The following is a 19,627-nucleotide window of genomic DNA, read 5'->3' as shown; positions in this document are numbered from 1 at the left end:
TGTCAACCACTTTTTTCAGACAATTTGCAATCGGTCCGACAGGGGAGTGCCACGAAACAGAACCCGACAGTTCTGGGTCCTATTTCACGGCACTCCCCTGTCTACGTTACTGGCTAAACTACAGATTCAGTTTGTCGTAACTTTTACTTAAATATACATCCAACCGTTCTCTTAACGCCCAGTATTCTTCCTGCTCCAGGTTCGGATCGCGTTCCAGGATGCGGTTTACTTCTTCGGATACGGTCTTTAACAGATTGGCGTCGGTAAAGATATCCGCGATCTTAAATTCCATGTCGCCGCTCTGGCGCAGGCCGAAGAAGTCACCGGGGCCACGCAGTTTTAAGTCCTCAGAAGCAATGTAAAAGCCATCGTTGGAGCGATTTAGGATGTCCAGGCGCTCCTGGGTTCCATCCTGATCGGAGCAGTTGACCATAATGCAATAGGACTGGTGCGCGCCACGGCCTACACGGCCACGCAGCTGATGAAGCTGGGCCAGGCCAAAACGCTCGGCATTCTCGATCATCATGACGGTGGCATTCGGCACGTTGACACCGACCTCCACAACTGTGGTAGAGACCAGCACCTGAATCTCTCCGAAGGCAAAGCGCTCCATGATCTGGTTCTTCTCCTTCCCCTTCATTTTGCCATGCAGATACTCCACAGTAATGCCTGCGGGCAGCTTTTCCCGCAACAGCTTTGTGTAATCCAGCACATTTTCTGCCTCGATCATCTCACTCTCTTCTACCATCGGACAGATCACATAAGCCTGACGCCCGGCTGCCACCTCTCTGGCAATGAACTGGTATGCCTTATCCCGGTACCCGGTGTTCACCACACAGTTTTTAATCGGCAGACGCTCTGCCGGCATTTCATCGATAATGGAAATGTCCAGATCCCCATACAGAATGATAGCCAGGGTCCGCGGAATCGGGGTGGCACTCATAACCAGTACATGAGGGGTCAGCTCCGGGTCCGTCTTGCTGCCCTTGTTGCCCAGGGCTTCCCGCTGTCCTACGCCAAACCGGTGCTGCTCATCGGTGATGACCAGCGCCAGACGGTCATAATGCACCTTCTCCTGAATCAGGGCGTGGGTCCCCACAATGATGTCTGCCTCATGGGACGCAATCTTCTCGTAGGCAATGCGTTTTTCCTTCGCGGTCATGGAACCGGTCACCAGCACCACCTGTTTTTCAATTCCATATGTGGCAAACAATTCCGTGATGGATTCGTAATGCTGCTTTGCCAGGACCTCTGTCGGTGCCATCATAGCACCCTGACAGCCATTCATGGCCGTTTCCAGAAGCGCCAGCACCGCCACGATTGTCTTTCCGGAACCCACATCGCCCTGTACCAGCCGGTTCATGACCAGGCCGCTCTCCATATCCTTCCGTACTTCCTCCAGTACCTTTTTCTGGGCTCCGGTTAACTCATAGGGCAGGGATGCCAGAAGCTTGTCCACCTCCGGCGCCCGCGGTGTCACATATTTGCTTTTCAGATCCTGCCGTTTTTCTTTTAAGCGGCGTACGGAAAGCAGAAAGAACAAAAACTCATCAAACACCAGACGTTTTCTGGCAAAAAGCAGTTCTTTTTTATCCGCTGGAAAATGGATGTGCTCAATGGCATAGTTATATTCTGCCAGTTCGTAGCGGCTGCGCAGTTCTTCCGGTAAGTATTCCCGCTCCATCTGACGCTGCTCTAACGCCTGCTGCACCGCCCGAGTAATAGCCTTGTTGCCCAGGCCCTTTGTCTGGCCGTACACCGGCTGCATGGAATGCATGATCCTCCGGTACTGTTCCGGTGTGAATACATCTGGCTGCTCCATGGTCAGCCGTCCGCTCTTCTTCACCACGCGGCCCCGGAATATGAGGATCTGGCCCATCTGCAGGACATTGCGCAGATAAGGCATATTGTACCAGGTCAGCTGCAAGGCTCCGGTCATATCCCGCACATCGGTAATGATAACCTGAATATTTTTAAACCGGCGCACGGACGGTGTTTTCATAAGCTGGCCGGATACCGCAAACATCTCTTTTTCCCGCAGTTTTCCAATAGGCACCGGCTCCTCATAGGCATCGTAGGCCCGCGGGTAATCGTGAAGCAGCTCCTCCACCGTCTCCACGCCCAGCTTCGCAAACAACTTTGCGGTTTTTTCTCCAATTCCTTTCAGACTTGTGATGGGTTGCTGATTCATAGTTTTTTTCTCCTCGTTCCATAATCCAGATTCTGCTGGCACAAAATATACCGCGTCAAAAGCATCGTTCCGCAGCATATAACACAAAAGGAGAGTCATCCCCAAAAGACAACTCCCCTCATATTCCACCTTACAGCACAGTTTCTATTTCCAGCTGTACGTGCTTTTTGACTACTCCACAGAAATCAGGTAATAGTAAATCGGCTGACCGCCCTCCTGAAGCTCAATTTCCACATCCGGGCAGCTTTCCTGAAGCTTTGCAGTCAGGGCCTCTGCGTCCTCTGCGGTGACATCACTTCCGTAGTACACGGTAACCAGCTCGGAATCCTCATCCAGCATGGCCTTTAAGGTATCAATGGTGGCCTTCTCCAGACTGGTGCTGACAGCCAGCATGCCGTGATCGCCGATTCCCATGATATCGCCCTCATGGATCTCCATATCATCGATAACAGTATTGCGGACCGCATAAGTGATCTGGCCGGTCTTCACGCGGCCCATCTCCTCTACCATGGCTGCCAGGTTCTCCTCCGGAGTCTGGTCCGGGATAAAGTTGATCAGTGCGGTAATGCCCTGGGGCACCGTCTTGGACGGAACTACAATAATCTGCTTGTCCTCCACCAGATACTTTGCCTGCTCTGCAGCCAGAATGATGTTCTTGTTGTTCGGCAGAATGTAAACGGTATCTGCATTCACATGCTCAATGGCATTGACCATATCCTCGGTGCTCGGATTCATGGTCTGTCCGCCTTCGATCAGATAGTCGGCTCCAATGCCCTTAAAAATCTCGCCCAGTCCATCTCCCACGGATACGGCAATGAAACCATACGCCTTTCTCGGCTCATGCTTTGCTGCCTCAGCATTTTCTTCCTCGGCCTTCTGCTCTGCTGCCTTGCGCTCTGCGTCCTGAATCACGCGTTCCTGATGCTCCTCGCGCATGTTGTCGATCTTCATGCGGGACAGGGAACCAAAGGTCAGCGCCTTTTGGATGGCAAGACCCGGATCGTTGGTGTGAACGTGTACTTTTACGATATCATCATCGGAAACAACAACAATGGAATCACCGATGGACTCCAGGTAAGCCTTGAACTCATGCTCGCTGTTCTCATCGTAATGCTTCTCCAGATTGATGATAAACTCGGTGCAATAGCCATATTTGATATGAGCCGTGTCGATATCAGTGGATGCTGCGCCCTTTGTCTCGGATGCAGCTGCGCTGACCGGTTTTGCGTCCGGAACCGTAATATCTACTTTCTTGCCGCTTAAGCCGTCAAACGCGCCCTTTAATACCTGCATCAGGCCCTGGCCGCCGGAGTCTACCACACCAGCCTGCTTTAATACCGGAAGCATCTCCGGGGTCTGACTCAGTACATAGTCACCGTGCTCAATGACTTTGCCGCCGAACTCTAATACATCGTCGGTCTCCTCAGCAACCTCTACTGCTTTATCAGCCATGCCCTTCGCCACTGTGAGGATGGTGCCCTCCTTCGGCTTCATAACAGCCTTGTAAGCAGTCTCCGTTGCATGAACGAACGCCTGTGCCAGGGTCTTGACATCTACAGTCTCTTTTCCTTTGATTTCCTTGGTAAAACCGCGGAACAGCTGGGATAAGATAACGCCGGAGTTTCCGCGCGCGCCACGCAGGGAACCGGAAGAAATAGCCTTGGCCAGGGAATCCATAGTCGGGTTCTCTACTGCTGCCACTTCTCTTGCCGCAGACATGATCGTCATGGTCATGTTGGTTCCGGTATCACCGTCCGGCACAGGAAATACGTTTAACTCGTTGATCCATTCTTTTTTTGCTTCTAATCCCTTTGCTCCGGCAAGAAATGCCTTCTGCATCAGACGGGCGTCTATTACCTTTACACTCACCGTCAGGTCCTCCTTAATCGATAACTCGTACACCTTCTACATAAATGTTGATCTTATCAACCTCCATGCCGGTGAATTCTTCTACTTTGTATTTTACACTTGCGATCAGGTTGTCTGATACCGCGCAGATGCTGACACCATATGCCACGATTACATGAAAATCAATGGAAATATGGTTGTCCTGCACCACCACGGTGATTCCGTGGGTCAGGCTCTCGCGCTTTAACAGCTTAACCAGTCCGTCTTTCATGCTGACAGCTGCCATACCAACAATACCAAAACACTCTACGGCCGTCATGCCTGCGTACATGGCAATGACATCGGAGCTAATCTGAATCTCGCCCAGTTTGTTATTGATGCGTCCCTTCATAGAAACCCCTCCATATCTATCTTATTTGCCGCAGAATGAAAAGCTCTGCGGCATTGCTTTCTGCTATGCCATTTTAGAAAAAGGCATTATTTAACTAATTAATCATACCATACATCCTTATTTATGTCCATTAGGACTTTCCTCGAAAACATTTTTCGGAAAATTATTTCCACGTTTTTCCCAATTTCTCCTGGTTCCTCACAAATTTCTCAAAAAAATGTGAAATTTCACTTGCCAAAATAAAGACTTTCTGCTATCATACTTTATGTTGTGGTTCCTTACGGGACCAAGTACCGGTTAAGGAGGTGCAATCATGGCTAAATGTGCAATCTGTGAAAAGGCTGCTCACTTCGGAAATAACGTGAGCCACTCCCATAGAAGATCCAACGCGATCTGGAAAGCAAACGTTAAATCCGTTAAGGTTAAAGTTAATGGAGGAGCTAAGAAGATGTATGTATGTACTTCTTGCTTACGTTCTGGCTTAGTTGAAAGAGCATAATTGGAACTGAATGCTGAGGACATGTCGTTTGACATGTCCTCTTTTTCGTTTCAGGATTTCTGTAAATCTTCTAATTTCGCAAATTTCTGCTGTTTTTCGCATTTATCTCATCCGCAAAACAGATAATACCCAAGGGTCAGGCATCCGATAATAAAGATCAGCGTAGACAACGTCTCCGGAATAAACAAAAGAAGCGTCATTCCGATTCCAAAACAAAAAAGCATAAGCCCCAGAACACGCCTCATGGCGGCCTCCCGATATAAAAACACAGCCATTTCTGCATCATCGTCTGACGCAGAAACAGCAGCGTAAGTTTTCACTATCAGTATATGCCGTATCCCACAAGGTATGAACCAGGGCTTATGCCAAATGCTCATTGTTCTCTTCGTATTCTGTAATCCGCGCGTGATAAGCCTCCGCAGATTATTCGGTCTTTTCTTCCGTATGTTTCTCTGCTTCTTCACTGGCCACGGCAATCTCCTGCGCCGTTTCCATCGCTTTTTCCGAAACCGTTTCTTCCTGCTTTCCGCCAACAAACTTATTCACAAAATCCGGCACCATGTCAAGAACCTTGGTCACCGCATCCTGCTGCTTGATGTTCACCAGCTTGGTCACACCATTCTGGATCACAAGAACCGCGCTGGGACTCATCTTGGCGCTCATACCGCCGCCACCGTTATGCTTTGCGTTGTCCGCAAAGGAACCAGCTGCCATGCCGCAGGTCACATCTACCAGCGGAAGGATGATGGCATCGTCTACCTTCACGGCATCTCCCACCACAGTCTTTGTCGTTACAAACTGATCCATCCCCTTAAACAGGGCCTCTACCGTTGAAACAAATTGATTCTCTGCCATATAATCCTCCTTTATGCGGACGGCCCGACACTCCAGGTCTTAAGATTCCCGCCATTTTTTGACCCACAAACGGATCTGTTTATTCTGAAACATCCGGAATGCCAGAAATATAAGTGTTCCCAGACGGATGCGTCCCTTCAATTTCAGTTCTCCATCCAGGCATGGCTCCATAAAATCCGGGCACACCTGAACATGCCGGCCATACAGTCCATAAAACGGGCTGATCCAGGTGAGAACCTGGCCGGTCGTATACGGATCACCAAAGCCAAAATGAATTTTTCCTTCCAGTTTTTGCGGCAGTACATGCCGGATGAGAGCAAAAATCTGCCGTTTGGCCAGGCGGAAAGCTTTTTTATTTTCCTCATCCCGGATAAAAGTCAAGATTGTCTCCCACTGTTTTTTTCTTTGTCTGAATTTCCTGGCAATTTTTTTGAACCTTTGGGAAATTCTGTGAATCCTAGCTTTCAGGTTTGCTATACACTTGCGAATTCGTTCCGGAATCGCGGACAGAAGGAAACTTGATTTTTTCGATTTCAGATCTACGTTATCCGGCGTCTCTGTTTCAGGAATTTTCGGAGTTTCCCCGATTTTTGTTTTCTGCACAGCTGCCTCTGATTTCGCAGTCTCAGAATATACTTCCGTTTCACACGTTTCTGCACGTTCCGTCCGCTCTGTTTTCACCTGTTCCGGCTTCACTTCCGCGGTTTCCACCCGCTCCGCCAGTTCCTGTTCCAGAGCATTTTCTGCCTCCCCATCTTTTCCTCTGCCCGGATGAAACCACAGAATCCGAAAATCCATCTGTGCTTCCCCGTCATAGGAAACCTTTATGGAAATGAGGCGCATAAACCAGCTTGCCGAGGCACTGCCCTTCAAATGCTCATAAATGCTGCCCTCCGCCCGATACCGGACCGGCACAAGCAGCACGCTGAATAGCACAAACAGGATCAGGCCCAGAATGATCAGGAGCAAAATCCCGATTATTTTTAAGATTCCCAGTACGATTGCTACCATACGTCAATTCCTGTAAAGCGGGCAAAGGCCTCCGCTGATACCTCTCCTGTTTTCTGATACAGATCATCCACCATCCGGCGCGCCACCTCCAGGGCCTCCCAGTAGGTCACCGCGATTCCCAGGATCATGCGCTCTTTTTTCTTTTCCGATGGAAACAGAAGCATTGCGGACGGATAGATGTCACAGAGATTCTCTCCATTTTGCGGGGAAGTAATCACATAAACCTCCGGCTGCAGCTTTTCCTCCCGGATGCCCTGAATGATGGCATACCGGTGCCGCTTTGCCTTTTTCCCAACATACAAATGACTGTACCACTGCATCGCATCTTCTCCATCTTTTCCTAGCGATAATTATCCAGAATGGAACGGCGCAGAAGATCCAGTCCCTTCACGACCGCCTGCTCCCGGATTTTAGCCCGGTTGCCCTTAAACTGATATTTCTGGACATTGACCTTGTCCTTCATGTAAGTCGCAATGTAAACCAGACCAACCGGCTTTTCCTCACTGCCGCCGTCCGGACCAGCCAGGCCGGTGACAGCCACACAGGCATCGGAATCGGTAGCAAACACACCGCCAGTTGCCATCTCTCTGGCGGTCTGCTCACTGACTGCACCATACTTCTTTAACGTACTCTTGCTGACATCCAGATACTTGCGTTTTGCTTTATTGGAATATGTGATAAAACCCTCGTTGTAAACCTCGGAAGCTCCCGGCACATTGATGATGCGGCCAGCCAGCAGTCCACCGGTGCAGGACTCCGCAGTCGTCACCGTCAGTTCGTATTTCTTTAACAGCCTGACCACAGCCTGCTCCAGCGTCTCCTCTTCCTTCGTAGAGTAGACATAGTCCCCGAAACGGTTTTTGATTTCTTTTACCACCGGCTTCACCAGTTTCTTGGCGTCTTCTTCGGTCGCTGCCTTTGCCGTCACGCGGATGTGTACCTCGCCAGTCTTCGCGTAGGTGGCAATGGTCGGATTCTGCTGTTTGTCGATGAGATCCAGAATTTTGTCTTCCACCTGGCTCTCTCCCACACCACAGATCTTCACCATCTGGGAGCGGATCACCTCCGGCTGCAGCTTCTGCAGATACGGATATACCTGATTCATGAACAGCGGATACAGCTCGTTTGGCGGTCCCGGAAGAAGAATGGCAGACTTGCCGTATTTCTCCAGGATCAGTCCAGGCGCGGTACCATTATCATTGTCCAGAACGATGCAGCCAGCCGGAACAATGGCCTGCTTCCAGTTATTGTCCGGAATCACCTTATAAATGTTGTTCCGGAAATACTCCTCAATCCGTTCATGGGTATGCGTATCCTCCACCAGCGGGAAGCCCATTACCTCCGCACAGACCTCTTTGGTCAGATCGTCCTCAGTCGGTCCAAGACCGCCGGTCAGGATGATGACATCCGAGCGCTTCAGTGCCGTCCGGATTACCTCAGCCAGGCGGTCGTGGTTATCTCCGACTGTCACCTGGTGATACATGGTCAGACCCAGAAGCGCGCATTTTTCTGCAAGAAACTGGGTGTTGGTATTCACAATGTTTCCGAGCAGAAGCTCTGTTCCGACTGAAATCAGTTCTACTACCATTTAAATTGCCCCCTCTGTAAGCACTTTATGATTCTTTGCAATGTAATCCACCAGTGAAACCACAGTCAGCACCAGGGCGATCCAGGTGCAGGCCACCGTCAGGATGTGCAGGACCGGAAGATTCACGATCATTAAGATGACTGCGATCATCTGGAATGTGGTCTTGAATTTGCCCCAATAGCTGGCAGCAATGACAATACCCTGCTCAGCCGCAATCAGACGGAAACCGCTGATGATGAATTCCCGGCTGACGATGATAATCACCATCCAGGACGGAAGCTGTCCCAGTTCAATGAGACAGATCAGCGCGGAACAGACCAGAAGCTTGTCCGCAAGCGGGTCCATAAATTTTCCAAAATTTGTTACCAGGTTATATTTTCTTGCAATCTTTCCATCCAGCATGTCAGTGAGACTGGCTACAATGAAGATGGCAGCCGCCAGGTTGCGAAGCAGGCGTACCTCACCGTGAAATGCCAGCAGGCTGACTACAAAAAACGGGATCATGATCACCCGCAGCACGGTCAGTTTATTCGGCAGATTCATCGTATACCTCCCCGATCAGATCATAGTCATTGGAACCAGTGACCTTCACCCGGACAAAATCACCGGACATAAAGAGTTCACCACTGTTAACAAAGATATATCCATCTACATTCGGGGCATCCATGTAGGTTCTTCCCACATAAGCAGCTTCGTCAGCCACCTTGCCCTCGATCATAACATCCAGAACTCGTCCTACCATGGATTCGGACTTTTCAAAGGCAATTTCCTGCTGGAGCTCCATGATCTCGTCGCGGCGCTCCTCCTTCACCTCCTCCGGGATCTGATCCGGGAAAGCTGCCGCCGGAGTATCTTCCTCTGCTGAGTAGGTAAATACGCCAAGACGCTCGAACTCCATCTCATCTACAAAGCGCATGACCTCTTCGTGATCTTCCTGGGTCTCGCCCGGGAAGCCGGAGATCATGGTTGTGCGAAGCGCAATATCCGGGACTGCGGCACGAAGCTTTCCAATGATCTCGCGAAGCTGTGCCTGATTGGTACGGCGTCCCATGCGCTTTAAGATACGGTCGCTGGCATGCTGGATCGGAACATCCAGATAATGGCAGACCTTTTCTTCCGTACGAATGGCCTCAATCAGTTCATCGGTGATCTCCTCCGGATAGCAGTACTGAATCCGGATCCAGTAAATGCCCGGGATCTCGGCCAGCTTGTGAAGCAGCTCCGGAAGCATCTTCTTTCCGTACAAATCCACGCCGTACAGGGTAGTCTCCTGCGCTACCAGAATCAGCTCGCGGACACCCTGGTCTGCCAGCTCGTTTGCCTCTTTTAACAGGCGCTCCATCGGCACGCTGCGGTAATTGCCGCGCAGGCTCGGGATGATGCAGTAAGTACAGTGTTTATCACAGCCTTCCGCGATCTTTAAAAACGCGTAATGACCGCCTGTGGTAATGATACGCGAGGTCTCCACCTCCGGAAGCGCATTCAGATCGTGGAAACAGCTGACGTGTCCCTCACCTCCAAGGGCCTGCTTTAACACATTGGAAATCTCATCGTAAGTGGAGGTTCCAAGAATACCGTCTACCTCCGGGATTTCATCGATGATCTCCTGTTTGTAACGCTGGGCCATGCAGCCGGTCACGATCAGTGCCTTGCATTTTCCGGTCTTTTTCAGTTCTGCCATCTCCAGGATGGTGTTCACACTCTCTTCTTTTGCGTCATTGATGAAACAGCAGGTATTGATCACAATGATATCTGCCTCGTTTTCATCGTCTGTAAAGGTATGGCCGTCCCGGTTTAAAAGCCCGAGCATCATCTCAGTATCAACCAGGTTCTTGTCACAGCCAAGAGAAACACATAAAATCTTCATAAATTCCAAACTCCTGTTTTATGGAAAAAGCCATCTCTGACATATGAGACGGCCTTCTCCTTTCTTTTATCCCGTTATACTTTTATTTCTACTCCTCAACCTGCTCAGCTTCTATTCCGAATGCTTCCGGATCTCCGTCTGCTGCGGCTTCGATCGCTTTTGCCTCTTCCTCTTCTTCGGCATCGTTATCGCCGAGGATTTTTACCTTACCCTCGTAAAGCTCTTGAACTGCGATGGAAAGCGGCTTTTTGCCTGCTGCTCTCGCAATGAGCGGCTCATCTCCGCCGATGATCTGTCTTGCACGCTTGGAGGTTGCAAGAACGATGGAATAACGGCTCTGCACGACCGGCTGCTCACCCGGCTCAACCTCGCTGTTTACTGCGTTGATCAAATCTGTATAAGATGGATGTAACATAATAAAACTCCTTTCTGGGGATATCTTCTTAATCTTGTATAATAGTTTTATGATAAAAACAGCCGCATTTAAAACTGTTTTAAATCCTCTTTCATTTCCACGATAAACTCCTGATTCTGGGAGGTCTTGTGGCGCTGCGCCTGAATCAGCTCATGCATTTCCCGCACACAGGTCTCCAGCTCATCATTTACCAGAATGTAGTCATAGCGGTCCATGAACTCAGCCTCTTCCACCGCGCGTTTTAAGCGGCTTTTGATGACCTCGTCTGTTTCCGTTCCGCGGCCCCGCAGTCTGCGCTCCAGCTCCTGGGCACTTGGCGGTGTTACAAATAAAAGCAGAGTGTCCGGGAACTTTTCTTTGACAGCAAGCGCGCCCTGGATCTCAATTTCCAGAATGACGTTCTTTCCGGCCTCCAGCTGCTCCATGACATAGCTCTTCGGAGTCCCGTAATAGTTTCCTACATAGCAGGCATGCTCAATCAGCGCGTCTTCCGCGATCATCTGCTCAAACTGCTCCTTCGTTTTGAAGAAATACTCTCTTCCATCCACCTCACCCTCACGCGGTCCGCGTGTAGTGGCCGAAATAGATAACGCATACTGGTCTGCATGCTCTGAAAGCAGTGCTTTCATCAAAGTGCCTTTTCCTGCTCCCGAAAAGCCGGAAACAACCGCTAAAATTCCCTTACGGCTCATACTTAATCCTCGATTCTTTCCTGGTTCTGTGATTATTCATAACTGTTCAGTATCTTCACAGTCACGAGCAAAAATCCATGAAAAATTGCCTGCGGCAATGGGATTTTTGCCTACCCGCCTATGTTTTCTTACGGTCAGCGCAGTAAATGCGCAGACCTACTGAACATTTACGATTATTCAATGTTCTGAATCTGCTCTCTGACTTTTTCGATCTCAGTCTTTAATGCAATGGCCTTATCACAAATCTCCAGATCGGTGGATTTGGACAGTGTGGTATTGGCCTCACGGTTCATCTCCTGTGCGATAAAGTCCAGCTTGCGGCCTACGCTGCCGCCTGCTTCCAGCTCTTTTCTGGTAGCATCAATATGACTGTGGAGACGTACCATCTCCTCATCTACACAAATCTTGTCGGCATAGATGGTAACCTCGGTAGCAATGCGCCCCTCATCAAGCGGGGTGCTGCCCAGAAGCTCCCTGACCTTATCCTCCAGCTTCTGGCGGTATTCGGTCAGGATGACCGGGGAACGTTCCTCGATAAAAGCCACCAGACTGCTCATGTAAGCCAGCTTGCCAAGCAGATCTTCCTTTAATTTTTCGCCCTCCTGAACGCGGGAATCCACAAATTTCTTTGCGGCCTCCTCGACGGCTCCTGAAAGCTGCTGCCAGATCCGGTCTTCATCCTCCTGGACCTGGTCCATGGTCAGGACCTCCGGCATACGGGCCAGTCCTGATACGGTAACATCGTTTTTGATGCCAAACTGTTCTTCCATCTGTTTGAAGCAGCTCATATACTCTGCAGCAAGGGAGCTGTTATACTTTAAGCACATCTTCTCTTCTGTGTAGTCTTCGTAGTTGATGAATACATCGACCTTTCCGCGCTGAATATAAGTTTTTAACAGATTGCGGATGCCTGCCTCAAAGTAGTTGAACTTCTTTGGCAGCTTGATGCTTAAATCGAGATAGCGATGGTTGACCGCCTTCATTTCTACGGAAATCTTGCATTCCGCAGTGACAATCTCGCACCGGCCGAATCCGGTCATGCTCTTTATCATGATGTCCTCTACTCCTTTGCCATAGATAAAAGTATTATAATTCAAATGGAAAAACAAGTCAACGGCTTCGTGGCAATCGGTTTTGCGTTCTTGTAAATTTTCATGGAATCCTGTATAATTGGAAGAATCGTAATATCCACTTCATATAAAGGAGCTGTATTATAACATGGCATTTGACGGAATTGTAATCGCGAACCTGGTCCATGATATCCGGCAGAAATTAGAGGGCGGCAAGATCAACAAGATTGCCCAGCCGGAGAAGGATGAGCTGATGTTCACGGTAAAAAATAATAAAGAAACCCTGCGTCTCTCGGTATCGGCCAGCGCAAGCCTGCCCCTGGTATACTTCACCGAGACCAACAAGCCAAGCCCGCTGACCGCACCGAACTTCTGCATGCTGCTGAGAAAACACATCGGAACCGGGCGCATCGTCAAAGTATCCCAGCCGGGACTTGAGCGTATCATCGAGTTTGAGATCGAGCATCTCGATGAGCTGGGAGATCTGAGGAGGAAGCGCCTCATCATTGAGCTGATGGGCAAGCACAGCAACATTATCTTTTGCAAGGAAGACGGCACCATCTTAGACAGCATCAAGCATGTCTCCGCCCAGGTCAGCTCCGTGCGCGAGGTTCTGCCGGGCCGGATGTATTTCATCCCGCACACCACCGATAAAGAAGACCCCCTCACCATTTCCGAGGAGACCTTTGCAAATGTCATAGGCAGCACCCCGGCTCCGGTTCAGAAGGCCCTGTATCAGAAACTTACCGGAATCAGTCCCATCATCGGCACGGAAATCTGCCATCTCGCCTCCATTGACGGGGACCGTTCCGCCAACGAGCTTTCTCCGGCAGAGCTGACTCATTTATACCACATGTTTGATCTGCTGATGGAGGATGTCAAAAACGGCAGGTTTACGCCGAACATCATCTACCGCGGTGAGGAGCCGGTGGAATTTTCTTCCGTACCGCTGACCTGCTATGAATCCGCGGAGTATCAGACAAAACCCTTCGGATCCATCAGCCGCCTATTAGACTCCTACTACTCCGAGAAGAGCGCTGTGACCCGCATCCGCCAGAAATCCGTAGACCTAAGAAAGATCGTCCAGACTGCCCTGGAGCGAAACTATAAAAAATACGACCTGCAGGAAAAGCAGTTAAAGGATACCGAAAAGCGTGACAAATATAAGGTATACGGCGAGCTGTTAAATACCTACGGTTATGAGTTAAAGGGCGGGGAAAAAGAGCTGAAATGCCTGAATTACTATACCAATGAAGAGATAAGGATCCCGCTGGATCCGCAGCTTTCCGCACAGGAAAACTCCCAGAAATTCTTTGCGAAATATAATAAGCTGAAACGTACCTTCGAGGCCCTGAGTGACCTGACCTTAGAGACAAAGCAGGAAATCGACCACTTAGAATCCATCAGTACCGCCCTGGATATCGCACTGAAGGAGGATGATCTGGTACAGATCAAGGAAGAGCTGATGGAATTCGGCTTTGTGAAGAAACGTCCCTACGGTGCCAAAAAGCCGAAGATCACCAGCCGTCCGTATCACTACCGCTCCACAGACGGCTTCGATATTTATGTTGGAAAGAACAACTACCAGAACGAGGAAGTGACCTTCAAAATTGCCAATGGCAATGACTGGTGGTTCCATGCCAAAGGAATTCCGGGTTCCCATGTAGTAGTCCGGACCGAGGGCAAAGAGCTGCCGGACCGTACCTTTGAGGAAGCCGCTGCCCTGGCTGCCTGGTACTCCAAAGGCCGGGACAATGATAAGGTCGAGATCGACTATATTCAGAGAAAGCATGTGAAAAAATCTGCCGGAGGCGCTCCGGGATTCGTCATCTACCATACGAATTATTCGCTGATGGCAGAGCCGAGGCTGATGCTGCAGGAAGTAACCGGTTAGCTTACAGCGCCGTTCCCTTCTTTGGAATGAAAAAGCGGCTCATATCCGTATGCTCCAATTTCAGCAGTGCCACTTTTTTGTCTATGCCACCTGCATATCCCGTCAGGCTGCCGTTACTTCCGACCACCCGGTGACAGGGAATGATAATGGAAATCGCATTATGCCCCACTGCACCGCCTACGGCCTGCGCAGACATACCTGGAGTCCTTTTCACGTCAGCCAGCTGTCTGGCAATCTCCCCGTAGGTTGTGGTCTGCCCGTATGGAATCTGCAATAAAATCTGCCATACTGCCTGCCGGAACTCTGAACCGGCAGGATGAAGGGGCGGGGTGAAGGCCGGCTCTTTTCCAGAAAAATACACATTCAGCCATTCTTTTGCTTCTGACAAAACCGGTGTTTCCCGGGAAATGTGTTCGTCCGGAAGTGTACTGGCAAAATACTTCTGCCCGGTAAACCATAAGCCGGTAAGTCCGATTTCATCCGCAGCCAGTAAAATTTCTCCCAATTCTGATTTGTATGTACAAGTGTATCCCATATGTTCCTCCGATTCTGCGATTGCTCCGTTCTTCTTGACTTACTACAAATGATATCATATATATTTCCAAATAGTAAACACATGTTCACCAGCTTGATAAAGTCTTGATATAGTTTCAACCTATGGCCAGCCACATATTTTACATATTTTACAATCACGCCGCGGGATTATATAGTGAACGTACAAAAACAAATGAGCCACGGATGATCTCGCAGCTCAGAAAGGACACGAACACATGAAAAATCCCGCTCCATACCGTTATGATATTGTCGGCAGCTTCTTGCGCACTGCTGCCATTCACGAAGCCCGCGCAAAGTTTGCATCCGGTTCCATCTCCGCCGAAGAACTGTCTAAAGTAGAGGACACTGAGATCCGCGGTTTAGTACAGAAGGAGGAACACGTTGGCCTCAAGACTGTCACAGATGGTGAATACCGCCGTTCCTTCTGGCACATGGACTTTCTCTGGGGACTGACCGGCACTCAGAAAGTCAAATCCGAGCACTTTTCCGTAGCCTTCAAGGGATTTCAGCCAAAGGCAGAAACCGTCAGAATTGTGGACAAGCTGGACTTTCCGGAGGACCATCCATTTCTGAAGCACTTCCGTTTCCTGAAGAGCATCACTGCGGATGGCATTCAGCCGAAGCAGTGCATCCCGTCTCCGTCCATGCTGCATCTGATCTGCTGTATCCGTGAGACCAATTATCAGCCCATCGAGCGCTACAAGGATGAGCAGGTGCTGTTAGATGATCTTGCCGCAGCTTACCAGAAAGCCGTAAAAGCATTCTATGCCGCAGGCTGTCGCTATCTCCAGCTGGATGATACCTCCTGGGGCGAGTTCTGCTCTGCCGAGAAACGCAAAGCCTATGCCGAGCGCGGCATCGATGTCGATGAGATCGGACGCAAATATGTCTACGTACTCAACAAGGTGCTGGAAGCAAAACCTGAAGATATGACCATTACCATGCACATCTGCCGCGGCAACTTCCGTTCCACCTGGTCCTCCTCCGGCGGATACGAGCCAGTAGCAGAGATCCTGTTCGGTCACTGCAATGTAGACGGTTTCTTCCTGGAGTATGACAGTGACCGCGCAGGCGGCTTTGAACCGCTGCGCTACATCGGCAAACAGAAGGTCGTTCTCGGCCTTGTTACCTCCAAAGAAGCCACGCTGGAAAACAAAGAGGACGTCATTGCCCGCATTCATGAAGCAGCAAACTATGTGCCGTTAGGGCAGCTGGCCTTAAGCCCGCAGTGCGGCTTTGCTTCCACCGAAGAAGGAAATCTTGTAACAGATGAGGATCAGTGGAAGAAGCTGGCACTCGTGAAAGAAATCGCTGAGGAAGTCTGGAACTAATGCCGGAATTTCTCTGCATTCAGGATCCACTCACAACCTGTCAGCGTGCTTGCACGGTGAGAAATCAACAACAGCGTCTTTCCCGCGTACTCTGTCTCCAGGGTATGCAGCAATTCCTTCTCGTGCAGTGCATCCAGCGCGCTGGACGGCTCGTCCATCAGGCAGACATCCGGATTTCTGAGAAGCACCCGCGCAATGCCGATACGCTGACGCTCTCCGCCGGAAAGCCGCGCGCTCATCTGCCCCATATCGGTGTCATAGCCATCTGGCAGAGTTTCAATAAACTCTGCGATTCCGGCACGTTTTGCTGCGGTTTTGATCTCTTCCACCGCAGCATCCGGCTTTGCAATACCAATATTTTCCGCGATCGTCGCGTCAAACAGGTAGGTATCCTGTTCCAGAAACGCGATACGCTGATGCAATTCCGTAAAGCTGATCTGCTCAATCGGGATTCCATTGATAAGGATCTGCCCTTTTGTCGGCGCATAAAACCGCAGAAGCAGACGCAGGATCGTGGATTTTCCCGCACCGGACTCCCCGGCAATGCCGACCCGGTCCCCTTTTTTGATGATATAATCAAAATGCTCCAGGATATTTTTCTGTGTACCCGGATAAGTAAAGGTCACATCCCGGAACTCAATGGTCTCGATCTCGCCGCAGAAAATCGGATGCTCCGGTTCCCTGGTCTCCGGCTCTGCATCTTCAATTTTAAAGATACGTTCTGCCGCCGCATAGCTCTCCAGCAGGCTCGTCACCACAAAGGTCAGACTGAAGGTGGAGGACAGAGAAGCCGTTGCCGCAAAGGACAGGGCAATGGTTCCCACCGGATGATTGATGCCGCGGGATGCCAGCACGCCGGCACACACCAGAATCAGGATTCTTGCCAGGTACACAAAAAAGTTCGGGAAGGATGCTATGGTCTGGCGGTGCAAAGTCAGCCCCAGAGCTGCCTGATTCACCTTCCCATTGGCCTGTTCCACCACCTGCATCCGGCGCTGTCCCGCGCCGAAAATCTGGATGTCCCGGATGCTGTAGACACTCTCCAGAATCTTAGACTTCAAATCTCCCAGCTGTTCCCGGTAACGCATGCCGATCCCCCTACCTGCCTTTAATGCCACAAGCGGAAGCACCACGCTGATGATCAGGTAGATTGGGATCAGCACCAGGGCATACAGCGGATTTACACACCAGGCGATCACCACCGTTGTCGTCGGAAGCAGAATGACCGTAACCATCGGCCCGATGGTGTGGGCAAAAAAGTATTCCAGCGTCTCAATGTCCGACACCGCAATGTTCATCACATCACCAGTCTTCCGCCCGATCAGATACGCCGGAGCGATGCGGTCGATGGCATCGAACAGATGCACCCGCATCTTTGCCAGAATGCCATAAGCACCCAGATGGGAAAACACACCCTCCAAGTAGCGGCAGACCGCGATCAGAACCGCGCAAACTGCCGTCAGGGCCGCATAAATTCCGGCTCCATCACAAAATCCCGCCGCAGCCAGAAGCCACAGGGCTCCAAAGCCCATCAGTCCCATATGGGACAGGGCTCCAAGGGTACTGGCCAGCGTGGAGATGCCAATATATTTCCAGATTGGGCGTCCCATCATCAGAAGGCGGTAATTCATCTCTTTCATCGAATAACTGAATTTTCGCTTCATTTTGCCACCTCCATTGCCTGCTGGCGTACCACCAGCTCTTTGTAAAGTCCCCCCTCTGCCATCAGGGCTTCATGGGTCCCATGCTGGGCCACCCTGCCATCTCTCAGCACATAAATGCAGTCTGCATTCTGCACGGAGGACATGCGGTGGGAAATAATGATGAGCGTCCGGCTCTCGGCCAGATGTCCGATGGTTTCCCAGATTTCTTTCTCACTCTGCGGATCCACGCTGGATGTCGCCTCATCAAAGATCATATACTCTGCCCTGGAAAGCAGCGCCCGGGCAATGCCCATCTTCTGGCGCTGTCCGCCAGATAAAGAGCTTCCGGCATTTCCAACATCGGAATCCAGCCCCTTACTCTGGGAGCGGATAAAAGCGCCCAGTCCCGCTTCTTCCAATGCCTCTAAAAGCGCAGCATCCTTTGCTCCCGGGTCCGCTAACAGCAGGTTCTCCCGGATCGTGCCGGAAAACAGATTGACCTGCTGCGGCACCATGGCAATGTGCTTTCGCAGCTCCTCCGGCTTCATGCTGCAATAGTCTTTTCCTTCTATATAGATGTTGCCAGATAACGGATCACAGAACCGCATCAGCAGAGACGCCGTTGTGGACTTTCCACAGCCAGATAAGCCCACCATAGCCACGGTCTTTCCCTTCGGAACCGTCAGGGAAATATCCTGCAAGGCCCTGCTCCTGCCTTCATAGCCATAAGAAACATGATCCATGCGGATTCCCTCGAACTGTTTCGGATCTGCCGGAAGGGCCGGATCATAAGGACGGGATGTGTCAGTATCCAGAATCTCTTCTACCTTGCCCGCTGCTGCAATCGCTGTCAGCGCGCTGTGAGAAGCGTTCATCAGCTCCTTTGCGGCAGAGAAATAGCTGTAGGAAAGCATCAGCACAATCAAAGCCTGAGCAATGGTCATGCTGCCATCCGCAATGCGGCCAGCGGAATTTACCAGTGCAAACAGAATCGCTGCGTAAATCATGGCTTCCGTTACCAGAAAGGACGTAAAGTTGACCTTCATAAAACAGTTGATGTTGTAGTTTAAAATATCTGCCTTCTCCCCTAAAATCCGGGAATGCTCCTGATCCCGGTCAAAGAGCTTCAGCGTGGTCAGTCCCCGCAGGCTGTCCATATAGTAGCCGGTCATATCATCCAGGGATTTCCAGTAAGTCTTTCGGATCTGCTCAATCCGACAGCGGAACAGATTGTTCACCGGAAGCAACACCAGAGAAACGGCCAAAAGCAGCAGAGCCACCGGCATGGAAATGTTTTTTAAATGAAAGAACAGATAAACCGGCGCCAGAATGCTGCAGATCAGGCTCGGCAGATAAGTGCTGAAATACATCTGCATCTGCTCCACCGCATCCACCGAAGCAGTGATAGCCGAAACCGGTCCGATCTTTTCAATGCCTCCTGCATCCAGCTCCAGTACCCTGGAAAAGATCATACGGCGCATACTGGTTCTCGCTTCGGCTGCTGTCTTGTATTCCAGCAGTCCCTTCCCCATCTGTGCACAGAATGTGAACAGTGCCACCAGAAGTGCCCCACGGATGGCACTGCCCGCCGATGACAGCGCCTCCTGCGGCTCAAACAGACTGCTCAGGAATCCGGCAATGATCTCAGCCAGCGCTGTAGTACCGACCAGCGTCAGAAAGCTCACACCGGCAATAGCCAGGATCCAGAGCCAGAGACCCCGGGCCAGGCGCAGCAGTGTTTTGTTCATGAAAAGCATGTTTTGTTTCCCCTCAACTT

General features: G+C 50.6%; 19 protein-coding genes. 3 read left to right on the top strand and 16 right to left on the bottom strand.

The window, feature by feature from the left end; all coding sequences use genetic code 11:
• Positions 1–118: 118 nt before the first annotated feature.
• The 3 genes from recG to DWY84_RS12235 form a co-directional block, all read right to left on the bottom strand.
• Positions 119–2,191, bottom strand: a complete 2,073-nt coding sequence (gene recG / locus DWY84_RS12245) for an ATP-dependent DNA helicase RecG (RefSeq protein ID WP_118533686.1) — start codon at positions 2,189–2,191, stop codon at positions 119–121.
• A gap of 171 nt (positions 2,192–2,362) precedes the next feature.
• Positions 2,363–4,060 carry a DAK2 domain-containing protein gene (locus DWY84_RS12240; protein WP_118533670.1) on the bottom strand — a complete coding sequence of 566 codons (1,698 nt, stop codon included), beginning with the start codon at positions 4,058–4,060 and terminating at the stop codon, positions 2,363–2,365.
• A 13-nt stretch (positions 4,061–4,073) separates the two neighbouring features.
• Entirely contained in the window at positions 4,074–4,430 is a 357-nt protein-coding gene (locus DWY84_RS12235) for an Asp23/Gls24 family envelope stress response protein (RefSeq protein WP_118533669.1), read from the bottom strand.
• Positions 4,431–4,743: 313 nt separating this feature from the next.
• Between DWY84_RS12235 and rpmB the strand changes: the two genes are divergently transcribed.
• Complete coding sequence (rpmB, locus tag DWY84_RS12230) at positions 4,744–4,929, top strand: 50S ribosomal protein L28 (RefSeq protein ID WP_118533668.1); 186 nt, start codon at positions 4,744–4,746, stop codon at positions 4,927–4,929.
• 107 nt (positions 4,930–5,036) lie between these two features.
• On the opposite strand, the gene DWY84_RS17435 is transcribed toward rpmB, so the two are convergent.
• The 10 genes from DWY84_RS17435 to DWY84_RS12180 form a co-directional block, all read right to left on the bottom strand.
• The gene (locus tag DWY84_RS17435) at positions 5,037–5,174 is read right to left on the bottom strand and encodes a hypothetical protein (RefSeq protein ID WP_178716430.1); all 138 of its coding nucleotides are present in this window, start codon (positions 5,172–5,174) and stop codon (positions 5,037–5,039) included.
• A 178-nt stretch (positions 5,175–5,352) separates the two neighbouring features.
• Positions 5,353–5,784, bottom strand: a complete 432-nt coding sequence (locus DWY84_RS12220) for a GerW family sporulation protein (RefSeq protein ID WP_118533666.1) — start codon at positions 5,782–5,784, stop codon at positions 5,353–5,355.
• A 39-nt stretch (positions 5,785–5,823) separates the two neighbouring features.
• On the bottom strand, positions 5,824–6,795 hold the full coding sequence (locus DWY84_RS12215) for a DUF2953 domain-containing protein (RefSeq protein WP_118533665.1): 972 nt from the start codon (positions 6,793–6,795) through the stop codon (positions 5,824–5,826).
• On the bottom strand, positions 6,789–7,115 hold the full coding sequence (locus DWY84_RS12210; protein WP_118533664.1) for a hypothetical protein: 327 nt from the start codon (positions 7,113–7,115) through the stop codon (positions 6,789–6,791). Before DWY84_RS12210 ends, DWY84_RS12215 begins: the two co-directional genes overlap by 7 nt.
• A 20-nt stretch (positions 7,116–7,135) precedes the next feature.
• Complete coding sequence (locus DWY84_RS12205; RefSeq protein WP_118533663.1) at positions 7,136–8,383, bottom strand: competence/damage-inducible protein A; 1,248 nt, start codon at positions 8,381–8,383, stop codon at positions 7,136–7,138.
• Complete coding sequence (gene pgsA / locus DWY84_RS12200; RefSeq protein WP_118533662.1) at positions 8,384–8,926, bottom strand: CDP-diacylglycerol--glycerol-3-phosphate 3-phosphatidyltransferase; 543 nt, start codon at positions 8,924–8,926, stop codon at positions 8,384–8,386.
• Complete coding sequence (gene rimO, locus DWY84_RS12195; RefSeq protein WP_118533661.1) at positions 8,910–10,250, bottom strand: 30S ribosomal protein S12 methylthiotransferase RimO; 1,341 nt, start codon at positions 10,248–10,250, stop codon at positions 8,910–8,912. Before rimO ends, pgsA begins: the two co-directional genes overlap by 17 nt.
• A gap of 88 nt (positions 10,251–10,338) precedes the next feature.
• Positions 10,339–10,665: a DNA-directed RNA polymerase subunit omega gene (gene rpoZ, locus DWY84_RS12190; RefSeq protein WP_118533660.1), complete on the bottom strand. Its 327-nt coding sequence runs from the start codon at positions 10,663–10,665 to the stop codon at positions 10,339–10,341.
• 68 nt (positions 10,666–10,733) lie between these two features.
• Positions 10,734–11,357 carry a guanylate kinase gene (gene gmk / locus DWY84_RS12185; RefSeq protein ID WP_118533659.1) on the bottom strand — a complete coding sequence of 208 codons (624 nt, stop codon included), beginning with the start codon at positions 11,355–11,357 and terminating at the stop codon, positions 10,734–10,736.
• Between the two features lie 173 nt (positions 11,358–11,530).
• The gene (locus tag DWY84_RS12180) at positions 11,531–12,409 is read right to left on the bottom strand and encodes a YicC/YloC family endoribonuclease (protein ID WP_118533658.1); all 879 of its coding nucleotides are present in this window, start codon (positions 12,407–12,409) and stop codon (positions 11,531–11,533) included.
• A gap of 166 nt (positions 12,410–12,575) precedes the next feature.
• On the opposite strand from DWY84_RS12180, the gene DWY84_RS12175 reads away from it, so the two are divergent.
• On the top strand, positions 12,576–14,321 hold the full coding sequence (locus tag DWY84_RS12175; RefSeq protein ID WP_118533657.1) for an NFACT RNA binding domain-containing protein: 1,746 nt from the start codon (positions 12,576–12,578) through the stop codon (positions 14,319–14,321).
• 1 nt (position 14,322) lies between these two features.
• On the opposite strand, the gene DWY84_RS12170 is transcribed toward DWY84_RS12175, so the two are convergent.
• Positions 14,323–14,856: a methylated-DNA--[protein]-cysteine S-methyltransferase gene (locus DWY84_RS12170; protein ID WP_118533656.1), complete on the bottom strand. Its 534-nt coding sequence runs from the start codon at positions 14,854–14,856 to the stop codon at positions 14,323–14,325.
• Between the two features lie 235 nt (positions 14,857–15,091).
• Here DWY84_RS12170 and DWY84_RS12165 point away from each other — a divergent pair, with 235 nt between their 5' ends.
• The gene (locus DWY84_RS12165) at positions 15,092–16,207 is read left to right on the top strand and encodes a 5-methyltetrahydropteroyltriglutamate--homocysteine S-methyltransferase (RefSeq protein ID WP_118533655.1); all 1,116 of its coding nucleotides are present in this window, start codon (positions 15,092–15,094) and stop codon (positions 16,205–16,207) included.
• Here DWY84_RS12165 and cydC read toward each other — a convergent pair.
• Positions 16,204–17,871: a thiol reductant ABC exporter subunit CydC gene (gene cydC / locus DWY84_RS12160; RefSeq protein WP_182434951.1), complete on the bottom strand. Its 1,668-nt coding sequence runs from the start codon at positions 17,869–17,871 to the stop codon at positions 16,204–16,206. The genes DWY84_RS12165 and cydC overlap by 4 nt on opposite strands.
• Positions 17,868–19,607, bottom strand: a complete 1,740-nt coding sequence (locus DWY84_RS12155; RefSeq protein ID WP_118533654.1) for an ABC transporter ATP-binding protein — start codon at positions 19,605–19,607, stop codon at positions 17,868–17,870. The genes cydC and DWY84_RS12155 overlap by 4 nt, the downstream gene beginning before the upstream one ends.
• Positions 19,608–19,627 lie beyond the last annotated feature (20 nt).

Source organism: Clostridium sp. AF27-2AA (genome assembly GCF_003478505.1).
GTDB lineage: Bacteria > Bacillota > Clostridia > Lachnospirales > Lachnospiraceae > Brotaphodocola.
Note: the sequence above shows the minus strand (reverse complement) of the source record. Positions and strands in the feature narration are given on the sequence as shown.